Raw genomic sequence first — 19533 nt, 5'->3', positions numbered from 1 at the left:
TGCCAGAGCAGCGATTCCCACCACCAGAGCGGCAGACACTGCAACAACAGCAGTGATTTGAGTGCCAAACGCTTTATTGCGTGTTATTCGCATGATCATCAGCCTCAGATTTCCGTACGCGAAGAATAACTTGTTAGGACATACGAACCCGTGTCGGTATAGACCGTGATCCGCGCATAGGCCTGCGCACCGGTAGTACCCGGAGCGCCTGTCACCGAAATCCGAATACCAGTAACCGTGATCTCCGCACGCGGCCGAGTCAGAGAAACCTCGGCGACTGTCACCATCTTTTCCCGGCCAGGCTCAACATCAAACTCGACAGTCGACGACGGAACAATAGTTGCTTCGACACCAGCCTGGCCGCCGACCTCACCAATACTGCCTCCGCCGCCGGTGCTACTGATGTTCACGGTCGGATTCAACTTCGCATTGACCCCACCATTCACCTTAAGTTCAGGCGTATTGGCGGTGACCTTCGCCCCACTGGGGGCAAGATTAGCCGTGTACCCGACGACATAACCGACTTCAAGTTTCGCCGACACAATCTGATCAGCACGAATATTCGAGATACCTGCCCGAACATCAAGGGCCATCTGCCCAGCATGGTTGAGCAGCGGCGCACCCATGGGAGCCACCCGGAAAACCCGTGATTTCGAAGCATTGACGGCTATCACATTACCGTCAATAGTCCGCTTCACCTGAGCATTAGCTATCCCCGCCCCGAGCTGAGCTAACAAAAAACAGCCGCCGAGAGCAACACTCCCAGCGGAATTAAAAACTTACGCATCACAATCCCCGACCTCTTGTAGTGGTAAACCCCATAAAATCGCCAGTCCGAACCAGCAATGAGAAACTTTACTATCGCACACACCGGCTATAGCGAGAATGTGATGCCGAACACAGCCCGCCACGGCACAAGAACCGGGCAGGCCTCAGACTCGTACACTGCACCTATTAACAAACACGCAGGAACCCTGCAGTTCGGTCCGCAGAGTTGAGCCGCGCCGTCTCAGTAGACGTCGCGCAGGTACCGCTTCGTTTTCTTGAGTTCGGCGACGAATTCCTCGGCTTGCGTCCTCGACATCGCGCCGTGTTCGGCGACGATATCCAGCAAAGCGCCTTCGACGTCGACCGCCATCTGATCGGCGTCGCCGCAGACATAGAAGTGGGCGCCATCGGCCAACCATGCGTAGAGGTCTGCCCCGCGCTCACGCATGCGATCCTGGACATAGACCTTGTGCTCCTGATCGCGGGAAAAGGCCAAGTCAAGGTGGGATAGCAAACCCTCTTCGGTGAACCGCATCAACTCATCCGCGTAAAGGAAGTCGTGATCGCGACGTTGGTCACCGAAGAACAACCAATTCTCGCCGGTAGCGCCGGTCGCCTTGCGCTCGTACAGGAATGCGCGGAATGGCGCGATACCCGTGCCGGGGCCGACCATAATCACCTTGGTGGCCGGGTCGGGAAGACGGAAACTGCGGTTGGCGGTGACGAATACGCCGATATGGGCGTCCTCGGGATGGCCGACAACACGTCGGTCGGCGAGGTATGTCGAGCAGACGCCTCCGCGCATGCGGTCGCCGGCGTGGTAGCGGACGGTCGACATGGTGATATGCACGGTTCCGGCATGTTCGGTCGGACTCGACGCGATCGAGTAGGTGCGGTGGGCCAGGGGCGACAACTCCTCAATCAGCTCCTGCGCGGAAATCTCTAATTGGTCGTCGATATTGAGCAGGTCGAGAACATCTTTTCCGCGCAACCAGACGCCGAGGGTGTCGGTGGCTATCGCTTCGGCTAACTCCGAACCAGGTAGGCGCCCCGCTAGGAAGTCTGCGAAATACGTTGACGGAGTTGAGATTTCAACTCGGTGACTCAATGCCTCCAGTAGCGTGACCTCGTCGCGCCCGACGGTGACCGGCGTCGACGGGTCGACGTCGAGACGAGTGAGGATCGCGGCGACGAGCGTCGGGTCGTTGACCGGCGTCACGCCGATGCCGTCGCCTGGCTGATATTCGATGCCACTGTCGCCGAGGTCCAGAACCAGATGGTGGACCTCTTTCTCCGAGTCGGGTCCCGACAACTGAACACGCTCGACTATCGCCGCGCGGTACGGGTTCTTGCGGCCCCACGTCGAACGTTTACGGCGTTCGGGACGACTCGGAGTCGTCGGGGAGGTGGGCCCGTTGTCTCGGCGGCCAGAGTCGGCGGCGTTGTGTAAATGCGTCGAAGTCATATCTCAGTTGGGAGGAGGTTGGGGTATGCGCTCCCGCGCGTGGTCACCGGACTATTTTAGGGGAGCCGTGGACGTCTCTGATCGCGGATGAAGGTCGGTTTCGTCACAGTGTTAGCACGGCAGCCGGTGCCCGTGGGCATCATCGGTGCTGGTGGAGCATCCGCTCGGTCCAGTAGTGCCGGTGTGGGTAGCCCCGACACGGTTCGCGGGAATTTTCGCTCCGCGATCGCGGTTGAGGCTGCTGAGATCGCCCAGTGTGTCGACGGATTGGTAGCAATACCGCCCGTCGTGGCATACTGATCGGTCGAGTCCGGTTCCGGTTCACACCATCGATCCACGATGGTGACCCGGCGACCATGAGAAAGGGACATCCATCATGAAACAGGGTATTCACCCCGACTACGTAGCGACCACCGTCGTCTGCGGCTGTGGCAATACTTTCGAGACCCACAGCACCAAGGCCGATGGCCGCATCAACGTCGAAGTCTGCTCCCAGTGCCACCCGTTCTACACGGGTAAGCAGAAGATCCTCGATACCGGCGGCCGTGTTGCCCGCTTCGAGGCTCGGTACGGCAAGCGCGCCAAGGCTGACAAGGCCGACGCTTAGCTTTTCCATTCGACACCCGAACTTGTGCATCGGCACAGGTCGGGTGTCGTTTGTATTTGCCAGACCATTCACGAAGGGACGACGGTGAGCACCCACGACGCGCCATCGGCGATCGACGACATTCTGGCCGAGCATGCCGGACTTGAGCAGCAACTGTCGGACCCGTCGTTACACGACGATCCGACTGCCGCACGACGAGTCGGCAAGCGGTTCGCTGAATTGGCGCCGGTGATGGCGACGTACCAGAAGCTGTGCGCGGCGCGGGACGATCTTGCCGCGGCGCAGGAACTGGCGGCCGACGATCCCGCGTTCGCCGAGGAAATCCCGGCACTGACCGAGTCGGTCGCTGAACTCGACGCCACGCTCACCGATCTGCTGGCACCCCGCGATCCGCACGACGGCGATGACGTTGTGTTGGAAGTGAAATCGGGTGCCGGGGGCGAGGAGTCCGCGTTGTTCGCCGCGGACCTCGCGCGGATGTACCTCAAATACTGCGAGCGACGGGGCTTTAAAGCTCAGTTGCTCGGTGTCACCGAATCCGACCTCGGCGGTTACAAAGAGGCCACCATCGCCATCAAGTCGAAAGAGGCGACGCGCGACGGCGTGTGGTCGCGACTCAAGTTCGAGGGCGGCGTGCACCGCGTGCAGCGGGTGCCCGTCACCGAGTCGCAGGGGCGTATCCATACGTCGGCAGCGGGCGTGCTCATCTACCCCGAACCCGAAGAGGTCGCCGAAGTTGTCATCGACGAAACCGATTTGCGCGTGGACGTTTACCGCAGCTCGGGCAAGGGCGGTCAGGGTGTCAACACCACCGACTCTGCGGTCCGGCTGACCCATCTGCCCACCGGCATCGTCGTCACCTGTCAGAACGAGCGATCGCAGCTGCAGAACAAGGCGCGCGCGATGCAGGTACTCGCCGCGCGTTTGCAAGCTCTAGCTGAGGAAGAAGCCGATGCAGCCGCCGCTGAGGGCCGCGCCGCGCAGATTCGCACGGTCGACCGTTCCGAGCGCATCCGTACCTATAACTTTCCCGAGAACCGCATTACCGATCATCGCATCGGTTACAAGGCCAACAACCTCGACGCCGTGCTGAACGGAGAGATGGACGCATTGTTGGACGCGCTAGTGGACGCCGACAAGCAAGCGCGGTTGCAAGCACAGTGATCGAAGCGACGGGGAATGTCACCGGGGCGAGCGAGAGTGTCGGCGGGCAACCGAGTTCCCGGCGGACCGATGATCAATTAGCCTGGGCCACTGGACTTTTGCATGACGCGGGGGTGTCGTCGCCGCTGGCGGACGCGCAGTGGCTGCTGGCGCATGTTGCCGATGTCGACCGAGGTCGATTGGTGATCGTGGATGAGATCGATGCCGGGGCAGTGGCTGAGTTCGGCCGCCTCGTGCGAGCGCGGGCCGCGCGCTACCCGTTGCAGTACCTGGTCGGCACCGCGGCCTTTCGTACGCTGGAACTACAGGTCGGCAATGGTGTGTTTATCCCGCGGCCGGAGACTGAACTCTTGGCTGAGTGGGCGATTTCGGTTGCGCCCCATGGAGATTGCCTGATTGCCGACTTCTGTAGTGGCAGTGGTGCGTTGGCGATTTCGTTGGCAACCGAGTTGCCGAACGCGCGCTTGGTCGCGATCGAAGAATCACTACCCGCGTTGATGTGGCTCAAGCGGAATGTCGCCGCCCAGCCAGCCGATGTGGCGGACCGGATAACGGTGGTTCATGCTGACGTGACCCGAGCTTCCGACGTCGCGAAGTGGCTGGCTCCGGCGTCCTGCGATGTTGTCGTGGCAAATCCGCCGTATGTTCCCGAGGACACCGAGGTTGAGCCGGAGGTCGATATCGACCCGGCCGAGGCCGTGTTCGCGGGGTTCGACGGGATGAGCGTGATTAATCCGATGGTGCCGGTGCTGGCCAAGGTCTGTAAGGCCGGCGGGGTTGTCGGCATCGAGCACGATGACAGCACTCCCGACGCGGTAGGTGCACGACTGGCAGATGACGGCCTCTTCACCGCAATCGCCGGGCATCGCGACTTGGCCGGACGGCCTCGGTTCGTCACGGCGACCCGCGTGGAAGGATGACAGAGGCGAGCACGACGGAATGTGACAAACGCGAGCCCGCGACGGGAAAAGTACAGGGCGAGCCCACCCGACGGGAGAATAGATGAGCACGGTTTTCGACTGCAACGATCCGCAGACGCGCTCGGCCGGCATAGACGCCGCGGTGCGTGCGGCGAAGGGCGGCCGGCTGGTCGTCCTGCCCACCGACACCGTCTATGGAATAGGCTGCGACGCTTTCGATTCCGACGCGGTCGCCGATCTCCTCGGTGCGAAGAACCGCGGCCGCGACATGCCGGTCCCGGTGGTGGTTGGCTCCTGGCACACCATTGAGGGTTTGGTGTTGTCGGTATCGCAGCAGGCACGTGATCTCGTGCAGGCCTTCTGGCCCGGTGGATTGAGTCTGGTTGTCCAGCAGGCACCTTCGCTCGCCTGGGATTTGGGTGACACCGACGGCACGGTCATGTTGCGCATGCCGTTGCATCCAGTGGCGATCGAAGTATTGCGCGAGGTTGGGCCGATGGCTCTGTCGAGTGCCAACGTATCCGGTCTTCCGCCCGCGACGACGGTAGGTGAAGCGCGAGATCAGTTGGGCGACAACGTGTCCGTCTACCTCGACGGTGGGCCGGCGACGGCAGCGGTGGCATCGACCATCGTCGATGTGTCTACGTCTACTCCACGCATCCTGCGCGAGGGCGCGGTCGCCGCAACCGCGGTCGCCGAGGTCCTCGACATCGCCGTCGAGGAGCTGCTGGAGCCGCGTCCATGACCTTCTCCGCTGTCTCTTCGTCGCTGGCTGATGCCGATCCGGAAGTTGCCGCACTTATCGAGTCCGAATCGACTCGGCGCCGCAGCACACTGCAATTAGTCGCGAGCGAGTCGGTGGCGTCGCCCGCGGTGCGCGCCGCGCTAGCCAGCGACCTGGGGGACAAGTACGCGGAGGGCTACCCGGGTGCGCGCTACCACGGGGGTTGCGGCGTTGTCGATGAGGTAGAAAATCTCGCGATCTCGCGCGCGCGTGGACTCTTCGGCGCGGATTACGCCAACGTGCAGGCGATTTCGGGATCTGCGGCCGGGCAAGCGGTATACGCGGCATTCGCCCAGCCGGGTGACCCGGTGTTGGCGTTACGACTGATGCACGGCGGCCATCAGACGCACGGGTCGCGCGCGAACTTTTCCGGCCGCTGGTTCTCGCCGATTACCTATCGCGTGCGGGAAGACGATGAATTGATCGATTACGACCAACTGCGTGATACCGCGCTGGTGCATCGGCCGGGGATCATCGTGGCTGGTTCGTCGAGCTATTCGCGACATATCGATTGGGCCGCGCTGCGATCGATCGCCGACGAAGCCGACGCCATCCTCTGGTGCGACGCCGCTCATTTGGCCGGGCTCGTGGCGGGCGGCGCCGCGCCGTCGCCGGTTCCGTTTGCCGACGTCGTAACGGTGTCGACGCAGAAGGTGTTTTGGGGTCCGCGCGGTGGCGCGATATTGGCTCGCGAGGAGCATGCCCCGGCGCTGCAGAAGGCGGTATTTCCATTCTTGCAGGGTGGTCCTGCCATGAATTCTATTGCGGCCAAAGCGATTACCTTTGCCGAAGCGGCGACACCCAAGTTTGCCGAATACGCTCGCGCGGTAGTGCGCAACGCGCAGGAGCTGAGTATCGCGCTGGCCGAGCGGGGCCTACGGACGGTATCGGCGGGAACGGACACACATTTGGCGGTCATCGACGTGACGTCGTCGGGACTGACTGGCCGCGCTGCGGCCGCCGCATTGGCCGACGCCGGCATTGTCGTCGATAAGGCGGTACTGCCATACGACACCGCCCCGGTTGCCGACGGCTCCGCGATCCGCCTGGGCACAGCGGTACTGACCACACAGGGATTCGCCGCGCCCGAGATGACGACCGTCGCCGACTGGATCGCACGAGCATTGACCGACGAAGGGGCGCGGGCCGAGATCAAGGACCAGATCGAGCAGCGATGTGGGAATTAGCCGCGCCGAGTAACAGCGGCGGCATCGGCGTACCGATCCGCGAGTTGATGCTGATTGGGCTCTCTGCCGCTGCCATCACCTATTTCCTCACGTCGCTGGTCCGGGTCTTCGCGATTCGAGTTGGTGCCGTCGCGGTACCGCGGGTACGCGACGTGCACGTCATCCCGACGCCTCGACTCGGCGGCGTCGGAATGTTTGTCGGCGCGGTCGCGGCGATTGCTCTCGCCGCGCAGTTACCGGCGCTCAACCGAGGCTTCGCGTACACGCCGGACATGATGGCAGTCATCGTTTCGGGCCTGGTCATCGTGCTGGTCGGCGTCATCGACGATCGCTGGGGGCTCGATGCCCTGACAAAATTCGCCGGACAGCTCACCGCGGCGGGTGTGATGGTGTTGATGGGGGTGAGTTGGAATGTCATCTATGTGCCGTTCGGCAATATTGGCACCCTGGTCCTCGATCCACTCCAATCCGGCCTGCTGACCGTCGCGATTACCGTCGCGACCATCAACGCGGTGAACTTCGTCGACGGTCTCGATGGTCTTGCCGCCGGATTGGGACTGATTGCGGCGCTGGCGATCTGCATGTTCTCGCTGGGACTGCTGCACGACCAGGGCGGCAATGTCAGCTACTACCCGCCGGCGCTGATCGCAGTCGCGCTGGCCGGTGCCTGCCTCGGCTTTCTGCCGCATAATTTCTCGCCCGCCCGCATTTTCATGGGGGATTCCGGCGCGATGCTGATTGGCCTGATGCTCGCGGCGGCGTCGACGAGCGCGTCGGGTCGTATCGCGGTCAACGCCTACGGACCGGCCGACGTGTTCACGCTTCTGTCGCCGCTGATCCTGGTCGCGGCGGTGACCTTCATTCCGATGCTGGACATGCTGATGGCCGTCATCCGACGTACTCGGGCCGGCGTCGGGTTCTACACGCCGGACAAGATGCATTTGCATCATCGGCTGCTGGAATTGGGTCACTCGCAGAGTCGCGTGGCCTTAGTGATCTACCTGTGGGTTGGCGTGCTTGCGTTCTCCGTGGCGGCCAGCACCCTCTTTCCGCTCTCGGTGGTAGTACCGGCATTCGCCTGCGGTGTTGTGTTGGCGCTATTGGCGACTTTTGCTCCCCGCATCCGGCGTAATATCGCCGGCTGGCGAACCTCGCATACGCGAGTTGACTGATCCGATTGTTCACGCCCGAATATCTGGGTGACCGAAATGAAAGGCGGCTCGTGGCCGACACGCAGGGGAGCGACGCTGGCACACAGTCGCTATCAACCGGACTGAAGACGCGCCACCTCACCATGATGGGGTTGGGCTCGGCGATCGGTGCGGGGTTGTTCCTCGGCACCGGCGCGGCCATCAACGTCGCAGGTCCGGCGGTCCTGCTTTCCTACGCGGCCGCGGGTTTGCTCGTCGTGCTGGTCATGTGGGGACTCGGCGAGATGTCAGCGGCACGCCCGGAGTCGGGGTCGTTCTCCACCTATGCCGAGCTGGCTTTCGGCCGACTTCCCGGCTTTGTGACCGGGTGGTTGTACTGGTACATGCTGGTGATGGTGATGGGCGCCGAGTTGACCGGCGCGGCGCAGATTGTCGGGGGCTGGTTCGACGTCGATCCGTGGATCCCGGCGATGATCGCCATGGTCGGGTTCACCGTCGTCAACCTGACTCGGGTCGCCAATTTCGGTGAGTTCGAATTCTGGTTCGCGTTCATCAAAGTTGCGGTAATTATCGCGTTTTTGGTGATCGGCGTGCTGCTGGTATTCGGCTGGCTGCCCAACACCGACGCCCCTGGGTTGGACAACCTGCTCCACCACGGGGGGTTCATGCCGAACGGGTGGAGCGGTGTGGCAGCGGGTTTGCTCGCGGTGGCTTTCGCATTTGGGGGCATCGAATTGGTGACGATCGCCGCCGCGGAATCCTCCGATCCGGCGACGGCGGTACGTCGAGCGGTGCGCAGTGTCGTCGGGCGGATCGTCGTGTTCTACCTGGGATCGGTGCTGATCATCGCGCTACTGCTGCCGTGGGACACCCTCGCCAAGGCAGACGAGGCCGCTCAGAGCCCGTTCACCGCGGTGCTGTCGATGGCGAAGATCGACGGCATCGTCGGAGTGATGGAAGTCGTGATCGTGATTGCGTTGCTCTCGGCGTTCAACGCCCAGATGTACGGGACGTCGAGGATGATGTACGCGCTGTGTCGTCGGGGGGCCGGTCCACGCGCGCTCGCTCGGGTCAGCGGGTCAGGCGTTCCGACCGTGGCACTGCTGGTCTCGGTGGCTGCTGGTTTTCTGGTGGTGCTGCTGAACTTCCTGGAGATCAAGGGACTATTGACCTTCCTGCTCAACGCGGTTGGTGCCACGTTGCTCTTCATCTGGGGTATGTCGGCGGCAGCTCAACTGGTGTTGCGCCGCAAGTTCGACGCCGAGGGTGATCTGCCGGTACGGATGTGGGGCTACCCCTATTCGGGGTTTCTCGCGCTCGCATTGCTCGCCGCACTGACCGTGTTGATGCTGACCGACGACGATGCGCGTACTCAGTTGGTAGCAATGGTCGTCGTGGTGCTGGTATTGTCCGCGCTCGGAGTACTCAATCAGGCCGTCGGCCGTCGCAGAGTTGGCGTCGGGCGCCGCGATTAATGTCCTGGTAAAGAACCGTGTACTATGGGCTGTAGTAGCCGCTCGGTAGCTAGGAATACCCCCCGGTGAGGGAGGTAAGGGCGGCTTGGTACAGTCTGAGAAATTCGTGAGCTTACGCCGCGACCGCATAGTCGACGACGCACGCACGATGATTGGTGCCCAAAGAAGGGTGCCCCGCTAAGAGTGGAGGAGAGGCTCATGAGCGCTAGCACGTCAGCCGACTCCATGCCATACGTATTTCCGACCGCTCCGACCAGTATGCGTCGCCCCGCGATCATCGTGGGGGTCGTCGTACTCGCCGTTGCCGCCGCCGCCATCGCGCTGGACCACCCGTGGTTCGGCGTTTTCTTTTTATTAGGCACCGCCGCCATCTTCGGAAACGCGCAGATGGTGATCAACTCGGTCAAGGCGGTCACGGCCGAAGACCACCCACGTAAGAAGATTCTTGCGGTTAATTCCGCGGTTCGGCTAGGGACCATCACGGTCCTCGCCCTGATCGCAGCGTTTTTGGTTCAGCCTGATGGGCTGGGCGTGATGTTTGGACTCGCCATCGGTCAGGTCATCTTGGTTCTGAATACGGTGATTCCGGTGATGAAAGGACTTCGCAAGCAACCATGACAATCCTGTCATCTACGCCGACCGCGGCGCTGACGACTTTCCTCGCTGAAGGTGGCGAGGAAGGGAAGTTCGAGCTAGAGGTCGGTCACCACACCCATGCCGAGTGGTTCGGCATGACGGTCAACACCGACACCATCTTGGGAAGTTCGGTCGCGGCGATCATCGTCATCGCTCTGGCGTTCATCGTCCGCTGGAAGGTCACCTCGGGTAAGCCGGGCTGGGTCCAGTCCTTCTTCGAACTGATCTTTGTGCAGATGCGCAGCCAGATCGAGGGTTCGATCGGCCACCGCATCAGCGCCTTCGTGCTGCCGCTGTCGGTGACGCTGTTCGTCTACATTTTGGTCGCCAACTGGCTGTCGGTCCTGCCGGTGCAGTACGGCACCACCAACGAGCACGGCAACCCGTCGGCAGGTGAGTGGCTCAAGCCGCCGGCCTCCGACGCCAACTTCGTCTACGCGATGGCACTGTTCGTCTTCCTCGCCTACCACATCGCCGGCTTCATGGAGCGTGGCATCATCGGCCATCCCAAACTGCTGGTCAAGGGGCACGGTTGGGGCCTGGCGCCGATCAACATCATCGAGGAAATCGCCAAGCCGATCTCGCTCAGTCTTCGTCTCTTCGGCAACCTGTTCGCAGGCGGCATCATGGTCGGTTTGATCGCGATGTTCCCCGCCTACATCTTGTGGGCGCCGAACGCACTCTGGAAATCCTTCGACCTGTTCGTCGGACTGATCCAGGCCTTCATCTTCTCATTGCTGACCATCCTCTACTTCAGCCAGTCCACGGCTAAAGAAGACGCTCACTAGCAGCGAGAACAACGTCGCCGCGGCAACGCGAAGACCTATCGACCCAACTGAATGACCTCCTGGCCGACACGGTGTCGGCTCGGACCACAGACCTGACAAGCGACTTGTCAGTAACCCGAAAGGAAAGTTCTCAATGGATCCCAATCTGATTGGCCTGGGTGCACTCATCGGCGGCGGCCTGATCATGGCCGGCGGTGCTATCGGTGCAGGTATCGGTGACGGCCTGGCCGGCGCGCAGCTGATCGCTGGCATCGCCCGTCAGCCTGAGGCTCAGGGACGCCTGTTCACCCCGTTCTTCATCACCGTCGGTCTGGTTGAAGCCGCATACTTCATCAACCTGGCCTTCATGGCTCTGTTCGTCTTCGCTACCCCCATCAGCGGCCAGACTTCCTAAGTCTGCGCGAGACGGAGCACAACTAGTAAACGGAGCGACATGACGACGAATCTCGCCGCAGAAAACTTCCTCATCCCCAATGGCACATTTTTTGTGTGCTTGGTGATCTTCTTTGTGGTCTTCGCTGTGATCGGCATCTTTGTGGTGCCGCCGATCAAGAAGGCAATGGAAGAGCGCGAGGCGATGGTGGCTAAGACGGCTGAGGACAACAAGGCTGCCGCGGCGAGCTTCGAGAGTGCCGATTCGGAATACCGGGCCGCGCTGAAGGATGCGCGTGGCGAGGCCACCGGCCTTCGCGACGCGGCTCGTGCAAAGGGCAACGAGGAGTTGGTGGCCGCACGCCATCAAGCGACCGCCGAGGCAGACGCGGCACGTGCCGCATCTGCTGAGGCATTGGCCGCCCAGGGAGCCGACGCGGCATCGTCCGCGCGTGGTGACCTCGACAATCTCGCGACCACCCTGGCCGGTCGAATTCTCGGTAGCGACCTCAAGGGTCAGTCCGCAAGTTCGCGCCCGGATGCGAAGGTGAATAACTAGTGAGCGTTTTCATTGGACAGCTGATCGGCTTTGCCGTGATCGTCTTCCTGCTGTGGAAGTACGTATGGCCACCGCTGAACAAGGCGGTCAAATCGTCGCAGCAGAAGATCGAAGATCAGGTCGCCGAGAGTGAGGCCGCCAAGGCCAACCTGCTCAAGGCGCAGGCCGCCCACGACCAGGCCGTGGCCGATGCCAAGGTCGAGGCCGAGCAGCTGAAGGCCGACGGCGCCAAGGATGCCGAGGCTATCGCCGAGGATCTGCACGCGGCGTCGGAAGCAGAGGTCAAGCGGATCTCCAGCCATGGTGCATCGCAGGCTGAACTGCAACGCGCCAACCTGCTGCGCGACCTGCGCGGTGAGCTGGGACAGGCCGCGGTCGTGCGTGCTGACGAATTGGTGCGGGCGCAACTGGCCGACCCGGCCGAGCAGTCGGCGTCGGTCGACCGCGTGATCGACGAACTGTCGGCGATGTCCGGTAGCGGACGCCCCGACACCGCGGTGCCCACCAGCGCCGACCTCGTGGGCCTGCATGGCATGCGTGCGTCGAGTCGCGATGCGGCACAAGCGGTTTCGCGGGAATTCACCTCCGTTACCGACGGTCTCGATTCGGCGGCTCTGACATCGCTCGGCGGCGAGCTGGCGCAGGTTGTCGCGCTGCTCAACAGCGAGCCGGTGTTGCGTAAGAAGCTTGCCGAGCCGGCTGACGCCGGTGAGGCCAAGAAGGCGTTCGCAGCGTCGCTGCTGCGCGGCAAGGTCTCCGATGCCGCGGTATCGATCGTCGCGGTGGCGAGTGCGGAGAAGTGGTCGTCGGGTACTGACTTCACCGCGGCCCTGCAGCGCCAGAGCGACTTGGCGGTCCTCGCGGCCGCGGAGAACGACGGCGTCATCGACCGAGTCGAAGACGAGTTGTTCCGCGTCGGGCGCCTGCTCGATGCGAATCCTGAGCTGACTCGGCATCTGTCGGATACCTCGACGCCGGTTGCCGGTCGTGTCAGCCTGCTGACGTCGGTACTCGGTGATCAGATCGGTTCGCACACCGCAGCGCTGCTAACACAGACCATCACCGGCCTGAACGGACAGCACGCCGACGTCGCTGTCGCCAATCTGGCCGAACTGGCCGCCGCCCGCCGGAGCGAAACCGTCGCGCACGTGGTGTCGCCGTTGGAGCTCACCGACGCGCAGGCCACTCGCCTGACCTCGGTGCTGGGCGATATCTATGGGCGCGCGATGTCGGTGCAGACCGAAATCGACCCGGAACTGCTGGGTGGATTGCGGATCAGCGTCGGCGACGACGTCATCGAAGGCGATGTCGCGACGCGACTGCAGAAGGCCGCCGAGAACCTACCGAGTTAGCACGCGCTAACCACCGAATCCCACAAGCCACGCTAAAAGAAGGACGAGAACCCAATGGCTGAGTTGACGATCTCACCAGACGAGATTAAGGGAGCGATCGAGAGCTATGTCTCGTCGTTCGACGCCGATGCCTCCCGCGAAGAGGTCGGCACCGTAACCGACACATCCGACGGCATCGCCCACGTAAGTGGCCTGCCCGGCGCGATGGCCAACGAGCTGCTGGAATTCCCCGGCGGAGTGCTCGGCGTTGCCCTTAACCTCGACGAGGACCAGATCGGTGCCGTCATCCTGGGTGACTACGACACGATCGAAGAAGGCCAGCAGGTCAGCCGTACCGGCGACGTGCTCTCGGTGCCGGTCGGCGACAAGTTCCTCGGACGCGTCGTCAACCCGCTCGGTCAGCCGATCGACGGCCAGGGCGACATCGAAGCCGAAGCGCAGCGTGTTCTCGAACTGCAGGCAGCCAGTGTGCTCGAGCGCCAGCCGGTTGAGGAATCCCTCGCCACCGGAATCAAGGCCATCGACGCCATGACCGCCATCGGCCGCGGCCAGCGTCAGCTCGTCATCGGCGACCGCAAGACCGGCAAGACCGCGGTCTGCATCGACGCCATCCTGAACCAGAAGGCGAACTGGGAGACCGGCGACCCGACCAAGCAGGTTCGCTGCATCTACGTCGCGATTGGTCAGAAGGGTTCGACCATCGCCGGCGTCAAGACCGCTCTCGAAGAGGCCGGCGCGATGGAGTACACCACCATCGTCGCAGCCCCGGCATCGGATTCGGCCGGCTTCAAGTGGCTCGCTCCGTACACCGGTTCGGCCATCGGTCAGCACTGGATGTACGACGGCAAGCACGTCCTCATCGTGTTCGACGACCTCACCAAGCAGGCTGAGGCCTACCGCGCGATCTCGCTGCTGCTGCGCCGCCCGCCGGGCCGCGAGGCATACCCCGGTGACGTCTTCTACTTGCACTCGCGCCTGCTGGAGCGTTGTGCGAAGCTCTCCGACGAGCTGGGTGCGGGTTCGATGACCGGCCTGCCGATCATCGAGACCAAGGCCAACGACGTCTCGGCGTTCATCCCGACCAACGTCATCTCGATCACCGACGGCCAGGTCTTCCTGGAGTCGGACCTGTTCAACAAGGGCGTTCGCCCCGCGATCAACGTCGGTACCTCGGTGTCGCGTGTCGGTGGTGCCGCACAGACTAAGGGCCTCAAGGCCGTTTCCGGTTCGCTGCGTCTGGAGCTCGCACAGTTCCGTGAGCTCGAAGCCTTCTCGGCCTTCGCCTCCGACCTCGACGATGCCTCGAAGGCTCGCCTCGAGCGCGGTGCTCGCTGGGTCGAAATGCTCAAGCAGGATCAGTACAGCCCGTACTCGGTCGAGGATCAGATCGTTTCGATCTACCTCTGCGGTGAGGGCCACTACGACTCGGTGCCGATCGACGACATCCGCAACTTCGAGGAGCAGCTGCTCAGCCACCTGCACCACAACGCACAGGGTGTCTACGACTCGATCGCCGGCGGCGCGAAGCTGTCGTCGGATCAGGCCGAGTCGCTGGTCGCCGAGACCAACAAGTTCAAGAACGGCTACCTCACCCACGACGGCAAGCGCGTCGTCAACGAGGCGGCCGCCGAGGCGATGGATGCCGAGGACGTGGAGAACGAGCAGATCAAGGTCCGGAAGTCCTGACCATGATCGAATTTGTATCGAGCTCTACACGATCTGAGAGGAGGGTGCGCTGATGGCAAGCATTCGCGAGTTGCGCTCGCGTATCCGGTCGGTTCAGTCGACCAAGAAGATCACCAAGGCGCAGGAACTGATCGCGACCTCGCGTATCACCAAGGCACAAGCGCGGGTCGCGGCGGCTAAGCCGTACTCGCAGGAGATGACGACGGTGCTCTCCGAGCTGGCCTCCTCGGCAGGTTCGCTCGATCATCCGTTGCTCGTCGAGCGGGAGAACCCCAAGCGTGCTGCGGTGCTGGTCGTGACCAGTGACCGCGGTATGTGCGGTGGCTACAACTCGAATGTGCTCAAGGCAACGCGTGAACTCCTCTCGCTGCTCGGCGAAGAGGGGAAAGAGCCGGTTCTGTTCGTGACCGGTCAGAAGGGGCTGGGCTACTTCAGCTTCCGCGGCACCGAGGTCGCCGATTCGTGGACCGGTTTTTCGCAGGCACCGGAGTACTCCGATGCGGCCACCGCATCAAACTTCCTGGTCGACCTGTTCGTGGCGGGGTCGGGCACCGACGTCGAGCGGCCGGACGGCGAAGGCTCCCTTGAGGGCGTCGACGAACTGCACATCGTCTACACGAAGTTCGTGTCGATGCTGACGCAGAATCCCGAGGTTCGTCGGGTGGCACCGCTGGTGGTCACCGAGGACGATTCCGACGACGCCGACTCGAAGCCGTCGCGGAACTACGACTTCGAGCCCAGCGCGGAGAACTTGCTGTCATCGCTGCTGCCGAAGTACGTCGCGACGCGCGTCTACGCGGCACTGCTCGACAGTTCCGCATCGGAGTCGGCCGCGCGCCGTACCGCGATGAAGGCTGCTACCGACAACGCAGAAGAACTCTCGACGTCGTTGTCGCGCGAGGCCAACCAGTTGCGCCAGGCCCAGATCACCCAGGAAATCAGCGAGATCGTCGGCGGTGCGAGCGCGCTCGGTTAGCCCCGAGTCCCACGCCAGATCGCTGCCACCCAGACCCCCGAAGAGGAAAGTGACCCAACCACAATGACCGCTGCAGTAACAAATCCCGCATCCTCGAATGCGAGCGACTCCGCGGCAGGGCGCGTCGTTCGCATCATCGGCCCCGTGGTCGACATCGAGTTCCCTCGTGGCTCGGTGCCCGACCTGTTCAACGCCCTGCATTCGCAGGTCGAGCTGCCGTCGGTGGCCAAGACTCTGACACTCGAGGTTGCCCAGCACCTCGGTGACAACTTGGTCCGCGCTATCTCGATGCAGCCGACCGACGGTCTGGTTCGTGGCGCCACCGTCACCGACACCGGCAAGCCGATCTCGGTGCCCGTCGGCGACGTCGTCAAGGGTCACGTCTTCAACGCACTGGGCGACTGCCTGGACACCCCCGGACTCGGCCGCGACGGCGAGCAGTGGGGCATCCACCGCAAGCCCCCATCATTCGACGAGCTCGAAGGTAAGACCGAGATCCTCGAAACCGGTATTAAGGTCATCGACCTGCTGACCCCGTACGTCAAGGGCGGCAAGATCGGTTTGTTCGGTGGTGCCGGTGTCGGCAAGACCGTTCTGATCCAGGAGATGATCACCCGTATCGCGCGTGAGTTCTCCGGTACGTCGGTGTTCGCCGGCGTCGGTGAGCGCACCCGTGAGGGCACCGACCTTCACCTCGAAATGGAGGAGATGGGCGTTCTGCAGGACACCGCGCTGGTGTTCGGCCAGATGGATGAGCCCCCAGGCACGCGTATGCGCGTGGCGTTGTCGGCCCTGACCATGGCGGAGTACTTCCGCGATGTGAAGGAGCAGGACGTGCTGCTGTTCATCGACAACATCTTCCGTTTCACCCAGGCCGGTTCCGAGGTCTCCACGCTGCTCGGTCGTATGCCGTCGGCCGTGGGTTACCAGCCGACGCTGGCCGACGAGATGGGTGAGCTCCAGGAGCGCATCACCTCGACGAAGGGTCGCTCGATCACCTCGCTGCAGGCGATCTACGTCCCCGCCGACGACTACACCGACCCGGCGCCGGCGACCACCTTCGCCCACCTCGATGCGACCACCGAGCTCTCGCGCCCGATCTCGCAGCTGGGTATCTACCCGGCCGTGGATCCGCTGACCTCGACCTCGCGCATCCTGGAGGCATCGATCGTCGGTGACGAGCACTTCCGCGTCGCTAACGAGGTCAAGCGCATCCTGCAGAAGTACAAGGAACTGCAGGACATCATCGCTATCCTCGGTATGGACGAGCTCTCCGAAGAGGACAAGGTCACCGTTCAGCGTGCCCGCCGCATTCAGAAGTTCCTGGGTCAGAACTTCCTCGTCGCTGAGAAGTTCACCGGTCAGACCGGTTCGGTTGTGCCGCTTGCCGACACGATCGAGGCATTCGACCGCGTCTGCAAGGGCGAGTTCGATCACCTGCCCGAGCAGGCATTCGACAGCTGCGGTGGTCTGGACGACGTGGAGGCTGCCGCCGCGAAGATCGCCGGAAAGTAGCGGTCCGCGATGGCAGACAAGAGCTTTCAGGTCGAGATTGTCTCGGCGGATGACCGGTTGTACTCGGGTAGTGCCACCTTCGTCATCGCGCACACCACCAGTGGTGAACTCGGCATCCTCGCCAACCACGAGCCGCTGCTCGGAGAGCTGATCTCCGGTGGGTTCGTGGTGATCGTCGAGGAAGGCGGAAACCGTCGTGCCGCTGCGGTCACGGGTGGATTCCTTTCGGTGACCGGCGAGGTAGTCACTATCCTCGCCGAGTTCGCCGAATGGGCCGACGATGTCGACGTCGCCGCCGAGCGCGAAGCCGTCGAAGCGGCTGAGCCAGGTTCGGAAGACTACGCGCGTGCTCGTTCGCGGTTGGTAGCCGCCGAGCAGCTCGCCAAGTAGCAGTTCGCAAGGCATATATGCTGATCGCCCGGAAGGTTTGTTTTGAACCTTCCGGGCGACTGGCATTCTGGAGGGGGACCGGGACGAGAGCAGGAGGTGTGAGCCGATGGGCGCTGTACTGATCGCGCTGGGCGTCGCACTGATCGTCGGGATTCTGTTCTTCGCCCTCATCGCATATCGGTTGACCGAGTTGCGTAGGGAAGGCACTCCGGTGCTGTTGCGTTTGGTGCCCGCCGCGGCCGACGAGGGCTGGCGGCACGGGACCATCGCGTACAGCGACGAGGTTTTGCGTTTCTACCGCCTGTCGTCGCTGAGGCCGGGGCCAACGGTGACTCTCATCCGTACCGCCATCGAGATTCAACGACGTCGCGGGCCGGAGGGGACCGAGGATGAAATCCTCGCCGGAATGCGCATCGTCGAATTGGAGCCAGGCGCCGACGGTATCGGGGGAGCATTCGAGTTGGCGATGAGCGCCGAGGCGATGACCGCGTTCACCTCGTGGCTCGAATCGCGGCAGTCGGCGCGTTCGCAACGTCGGAGGTAACGCCGGTAAGTGGGGTGCCGGCACCCCTTCGGCTGGTCGAGTGCCCGGCGAGGCGTTAGCCGAGCCGGGTGTATCGAGACCACGTACCTCGGCCAGCGCTAGTTGACGCTAAACCGGTGGCCCGACAAACTACCGTGCCCGTTCGCCGCCCGGCACCCACTTCACGTCTCCACTCCCATCTCGCCGCGCGACGACGCGCGCGAGGATGAACAGCAGATCCGAGAGTCGGTTGAGGTATTTCGCCGGCAGTACCGAGGTGTTGTCGGGATTCTCGTCGATCGCCGCCCACGCGGAACGTTCGGCCCGACGTACGACGGTCCGGGCGTGATGGAGCAGCGCTGCGCCGGCCGTCCCGCCGGGCAGGATGAACGAATCGAGCGCGGGCAAATCCTCGCCGTAGGAATCGCACCACGACTCCAGGGCGTCGATATAGGACTGCTCGATGCGCAGCGGTGGATACTTCGGATCTTCGACGACCGGCGTCGAGAGATCCGCACCAGCGTCGAACAGGTCGTTCTGAACGGTTCGCAATACGACAGCGACGTCATCGGGGAGCGCACCAAGTGTCAGTGCGGTGCCAAGAACAGCGTTCGCCTCGTCGCAGTCGGCGTAGGCGACGACGCGTGCATCGGTTTTGGCGACCCGTGAGAAGTCCGACAGGCCGGTGCTGCCGTCGTCGCCGGTCCGGGTGTAAATGCGAGTCAGATGCACGGCCATGCTGGCAATCTACCCGCGTGGTCGGACAGATAAACTGTCTGGGTGAATGATCGCTTTCTGGTGACCGGTGGTGCCCGCTTATCCGGTGAGGTGTCCGTCGGCGGGGCCAAGAACAGCGTGTTGAAGCTGATGGCGGCCGCTTTGCTCGCCGAAGGTACGACCGTGCTGACCAACTCACCCGACATCGCCGACGTCCCGTTGATGGCCGATGTCCTCCGCGGCCTCGGCGCCACCGTCGAAGTCGACCACGACACCGTCACCATCGATGTTCCGGCTGAACCGAAGTATCACGCCGATTTCGATGCCGTGAAGCAGTTCCGTGCCTCGGTCTGCGTACTGGGGCCGCTGATGGCGCGGTGTCATCGTGCGGTGGTCGCGCTGCCAGGCGGCGACGCGATCGGTTCGCGTCCGCTCGATATGCACCAGGCTGGTTTGCGTGCGCTTGGGGCGCATAGTTCGATCGAGCACGGATGTGTT

At 63.0% G+C, this 19533-nt stretch carries 21 protein-coding genes; 18 read left to right on the top strand and 3 right to left on the bottom strand.

The window, feature by feature from the left end; translation table 11 throughout:
* Positions 1 to 104: 104 nt before the first annotated feature.
* A complete protein-coding gene (locus tag GOEFS_RS02225; RefSeq protein WP_280985269.1) occupies positions 105 to 674 on the bottom strand; it encodes an MspA family porin in 570 nt (189 codons plus the stop codon).
* Positions 675 to 1009: 335 nt separating this feature from the next.
* Entirely contained in the window at positions 1010 to 2233 is a 1224-nt protein-coding gene (locus tag GOEFS_RS02220; protein WP_007316241.1) for a diflavin oxidoreductase, read from the bottom strand.
* Between the two features lie 376 nt (positions 2234 to 2609).
* Between GOEFS_RS02220 and rpmE the strand changes: the two genes are divergently transcribed.
* From rpmE to GOEFS_RS02130, 17 genes are all read left to right on the top strand, one after another.
* Entirely contained in the window at positions 2610 to 2840 is a 231-nt protein-coding gene (gene rpmE, locus GOEFS_RS02210; protein ID WP_007316240.1) for a 50S ribosomal protein L31, read from the top strand.
* 84 nt (positions 2841 to 2924) lie between these two features.
* Positions 2925 to 4004, top strand: coding sequence for a peptide chain release factor 1 (gene prfA, locus GOEFS_RS02205; protein ID WP_007316239.1), 1080 nt, complete (start codon positions 2925 to 2927; stop codon positions 4002 to 4004).
* Positions 4001 to 4924 (top strand): peptide chain release factor N(5)-glutamine methyltransferase, encoded by a 924-nt coding sequence (prmC, locus tag GOEFS_RS02200; RefSeq protein ID WP_007316238.1) that lies wholly within the window; start codon positions 4001 to 4003, stop codon positions 4922 to 4924. Before prfA ends, prmC begins: the two co-directional genes overlap by 4 nt.
* An 82-nt stretch (positions 4925 to 5006) precedes the next feature.
* The gene (locus tag GOEFS_RS02195; RefSeq protein ID WP_007316237.1) at positions 5007 to 5669 is read left to right on the top strand and encodes an L-threonylcarbamoyladenylate synthase; all 663 of its coding nucleotides are present in this window, start codon (positions 5007 to 5009) and stop codon (positions 5667 to 5669) included.
* Entirely contained in the window at positions 5666 to 6895 is a 1230-nt protein-coding gene (glyA, locus tag GOEFS_RS02190) for a serine hydroxymethyltransferase (RefSeq protein ID WP_007316236.1), read from the top strand. Before GOEFS_RS02195 ends, glyA begins: the two co-directional genes overlap by 4 nt.
* The gene (locus GOEFS_RS02185) at positions 6883 to 8067 is read left to right on the top strand and encodes a glycosyltransferase family 4 protein (protein ID WP_007316235.1); all 1185 of its coding nucleotides are present in this window, start codon (positions 6883 to 6885) and stop codon (positions 8065 to 8067) included. The genes glyA and GOEFS_RS02185 overlap by 13 nt, the downstream gene beginning before the upstream one ends.
* A gap of 50 nt (positions 8068 to 8117) precedes the next feature.
* Entirely contained in the window at positions 8118 to 9521 is a 1404-nt protein-coding gene (locus GOEFS_RS02180; protein WP_007316234.1) for an amino acid permease, read from the top strand.
* Between the two features lie 198 nt (positions 9522 to 9719).
* Positions 9720 to 10139, top strand: a complete 420-nt coding sequence (locus tag GOEFS_RS02175) for an ATP synthase subunit I (protein WP_007316233.1) — start codon at positions 9720 to 9722, stop codon at positions 10137 to 10139.
* On the top strand, positions 10136 to 10945 hold the full coding sequence (gene atpB, locus GOEFS_RS02170; RefSeq protein WP_007316232.1) for a F0F1 ATP synthase subunit A: 810 nt from the start codon (positions 10136 to 10138) through the stop codon (positions 10943 to 10945). Before GOEFS_RS02175 ends, atpB begins: the two co-directional genes overlap by 4 nt.
* 133 nt (positions 10946 to 11078) lie before the next feature.
* Positions 11079 to 11339: a F0F1 ATP synthase subunit C gene (locus tag GOEFS_RS02165; protein ID WP_007316231.1), complete on the top strand. Its 261-nt coding sequence runs from the start codon at positions 11079 to 11081 to the stop codon at positions 11337 to 11339.
* Between the two features lie 39 nt (positions 11340 to 11378).
* Positions 11379 to 11876: a F0F1 ATP synthase subunit B gene (locus GOEFS_RS02160; protein WP_007316230.1), complete on the top strand. Its 498-nt coding sequence runs from the start codon at positions 11379 to 11381 to the stop codon at positions 11874 to 11876.
* Positions 11876 to 13228 (top strand): F0F1 ATP synthase subunit B/delta, encoded by a 1353-nt coding sequence (locus GOEFS_RS02155; protein ID WP_007316229.1) that lies wholly within the window; start codon positions 11876 to 11878, stop codon positions 13226 to 13228. The genes GOEFS_RS02160 and GOEFS_RS02155 overlap by 1 nt, the downstream gene beginning before the upstream one ends.
* Before the next feature lie 54 nt (positions 13229 to 13282).
* Positions 13283 to 14914 carry a F0F1 ATP synthase subunit alpha gene (atpA, locus tag GOEFS_RS02150; RefSeq protein ID WP_007316228.1) on the top strand — a complete coding sequence of 544 codons (1632 nt, stop codon included), beginning with the start codon at positions 13283 to 13285 and terminating at the stop codon, positions 14912 to 14914.
* A gap of 52 nt (positions 14915 to 14966) precedes the next feature.
* Positions 14967 to 15890 carry a F0F1 ATP synthase subunit gamma gene (locus tag GOEFS_RS02145; RefSeq protein ID WP_007316227.1) on the top strand — a complete coding sequence of 308 codons (924 nt, stop codon included), beginning with the start codon at positions 14967 to 14969 and terminating at the stop codon, positions 15888 to 15890.
* Between the two features lie 63 nt (positions 15891 to 15953).
* Positions 15954 to 17405: a F0F1 ATP synthase subunit beta gene (atpD, locus tag GOEFS_RS02140; RefSeq protein ID WP_007316226.1), complete on the top strand. Its 1452-nt coding sequence runs from the start codon at positions 15954 to 15956 to the stop codon at positions 17403 to 17405.
* Positions 17406 to 17414: 9 nt separating this feature from the next.
* Positions 17415 to 17795, top strand: coding sequence for a F0F1 ATP synthase subunit epsilon (locus tag GOEFS_RS02135; protein ID WP_007316225.1), 381 nt, complete (start codon positions 17415 to 17417; stop codon positions 17793 to 17795).
* A 106-nt stretch (positions 17796 to 17901) separates the two neighbouring features.
* Positions 17902 to 18339, top strand: coding sequence for a DUF2550 domain-containing protein (locus GOEFS_RS02130; RefSeq protein WP_007316224.1), 438 nt, complete (start codon positions 17902 to 17904; stop codon positions 18337 to 18339).
* Positions 18340 to 18468: 129 nt separating this feature from the next.
* Here GOEFS_RS02130 and GOEFS_RS02125 read toward each other — a convergent pair whose 3' ends face one another.
* The gene (locus GOEFS_RS02125; RefSeq protein WP_007316223.1) at positions 18469 to 19056 is read right to left on the bottom strand and encodes a cob(I)yrinic acid a,c-diamide adenosyltransferase; all 588 of its coding nucleotides are present in this window, start codon (positions 19054 to 19056) and stop codon (positions 18469 to 18471) included.
* 42 nt (positions 19057 to 19098) lie between these two features.
* Between GOEFS_RS02125 and GOEFS_RS02120 the strand changes: the two genes are divergently transcribed.
* A partial coding sequence (locus tag GOEFS_RS02120) for a carboxyvinyltransferase (protein ID WP_007316222.1) occupies positions 19099 to 19533 on the top strand: 435 nt, incomplete at its 3' end.

This window comes from Gordonia effusa NBRC 100432 (assembly GCF_000241305.1).
Classification (GTDB): Bacteria; Actinomycetota; Actinomycetes; order Mycobacteriales; family Mycobacteriaceae; genus Gordonia; species Gordonia effusa.
This window is presented reverse-complemented; position numbering and strand designations above follow the sequence as displayed.

What these genes read in the sequence shown, in the direction of transcription:
- GOEFS_RS02220 (WP_007316241.1), bottom strand. Translation starts at nt 2,233, where the DNA reads ATGACTTCGACGCATTTACACAACGCCGCCGACTCTGGCCGCCGAGAC.
- rpmE (WP_007316240.1), top strand. Translation starts at nt 2,610, where the DNA reads ATGAAACAGGGTATTCACCCCGACTACGTAGCGACCACCGTCGTCTGC.
- GOEFS_RS02195 (WP_007316237.1), top strand. Translation starts at nt 5,007, where the DNA reads ATGAGCACGGTTTTCGACTGCAACGATCCGCAGACGCGCTCGGCCGGC.
- glyA (WP_007316236.1), top strand. Translation starts at nt 5,666, where the DNA reads ATGACCTTCTCCGCTGTCTCTTCGTCGCTGGCTGATGCCGATCCGGAA.
- GOEFS_RS02185 (WP_007316235.1), top strand. Translation starts at nt 6,883, where the DNA reads ATGTGGGAATTAGCCGCGCCGAGTAACAGCGGCGGCATCGGCGTACCG.
- GOEFS_RS02175 (WP_007316233.1), top strand. Translation starts at nt 9,720, where the DNA reads ATGAGCGCTAGCACGTCAGCCGACTCCATGCCATACGTATTTCCGACC.
- atpB (WP_007316232.1), top strand. Translation starts at nt 10,136, where the DNA reads ATGACAATCCTGTCATCTACGCCGACCGCGGCGCTGACGACTTTCCTC.
- GOEFS_RS02165 (WP_007316231.1), top strand. Translation starts at nt 11,079, where the DNA reads ATGGATCCCAATCTGATTGGCCTGGGTGCACTCATCGGCGGCGGCCTG.
- GOEFS_RS02160 (WP_007316230.1), top strand. Translation starts at nt 11,379, where the DNA reads ATGACGACGAATCTCGCCGCAGAAAACTTCCTCATCCCCAATGGCACA.
- atpA (WP_007316228.1), top strand. Translation starts at nt 13,283, where the DNA reads ATGGCTGAGTTGACGATCTCACCAGACGAGATTAAGGGAGCGATCGAG.
- GOEFS_RS02145 (WP_007316227.1), top strand. Translation starts at nt 14,967, where the DNA reads ATGGCAAGCATTCGCGAGTTGCGCTCGCGTATCCGGTCGGTTCAGTCG.
- atpD (WP_007316226.1), top strand. Translation starts at nt 15,954, where the DNA reads ATGACCGCTGCAGTAACAAATCCCGCATCCTCGAATGCGAGCGACTCC.
- GOEFS_RS02135 (WP_007316225.1), top strand. Translation starts at nt 17,415, where the DNA reads ATGGCAGACAAGAGCTTTCAGGTCGAGATTGTCTCGGCGGATGACCGG.
- GOEFS_RS02130 (WP_007316224.1), top strand. Translation starts at nt 17,902, where the DNA reads ATGGGCGCTGTACTGATCGCGCTGGGCGTCGCACTGATCGTCGGGATT.
- GOEFS_RS02125 (WP_007316223.1), bottom strand. Translation starts at nt 19,056, where the DNA reads ATGGCCGTGCATCTGACTCGCATTTACACCCGGACCGGCGACGACGGC.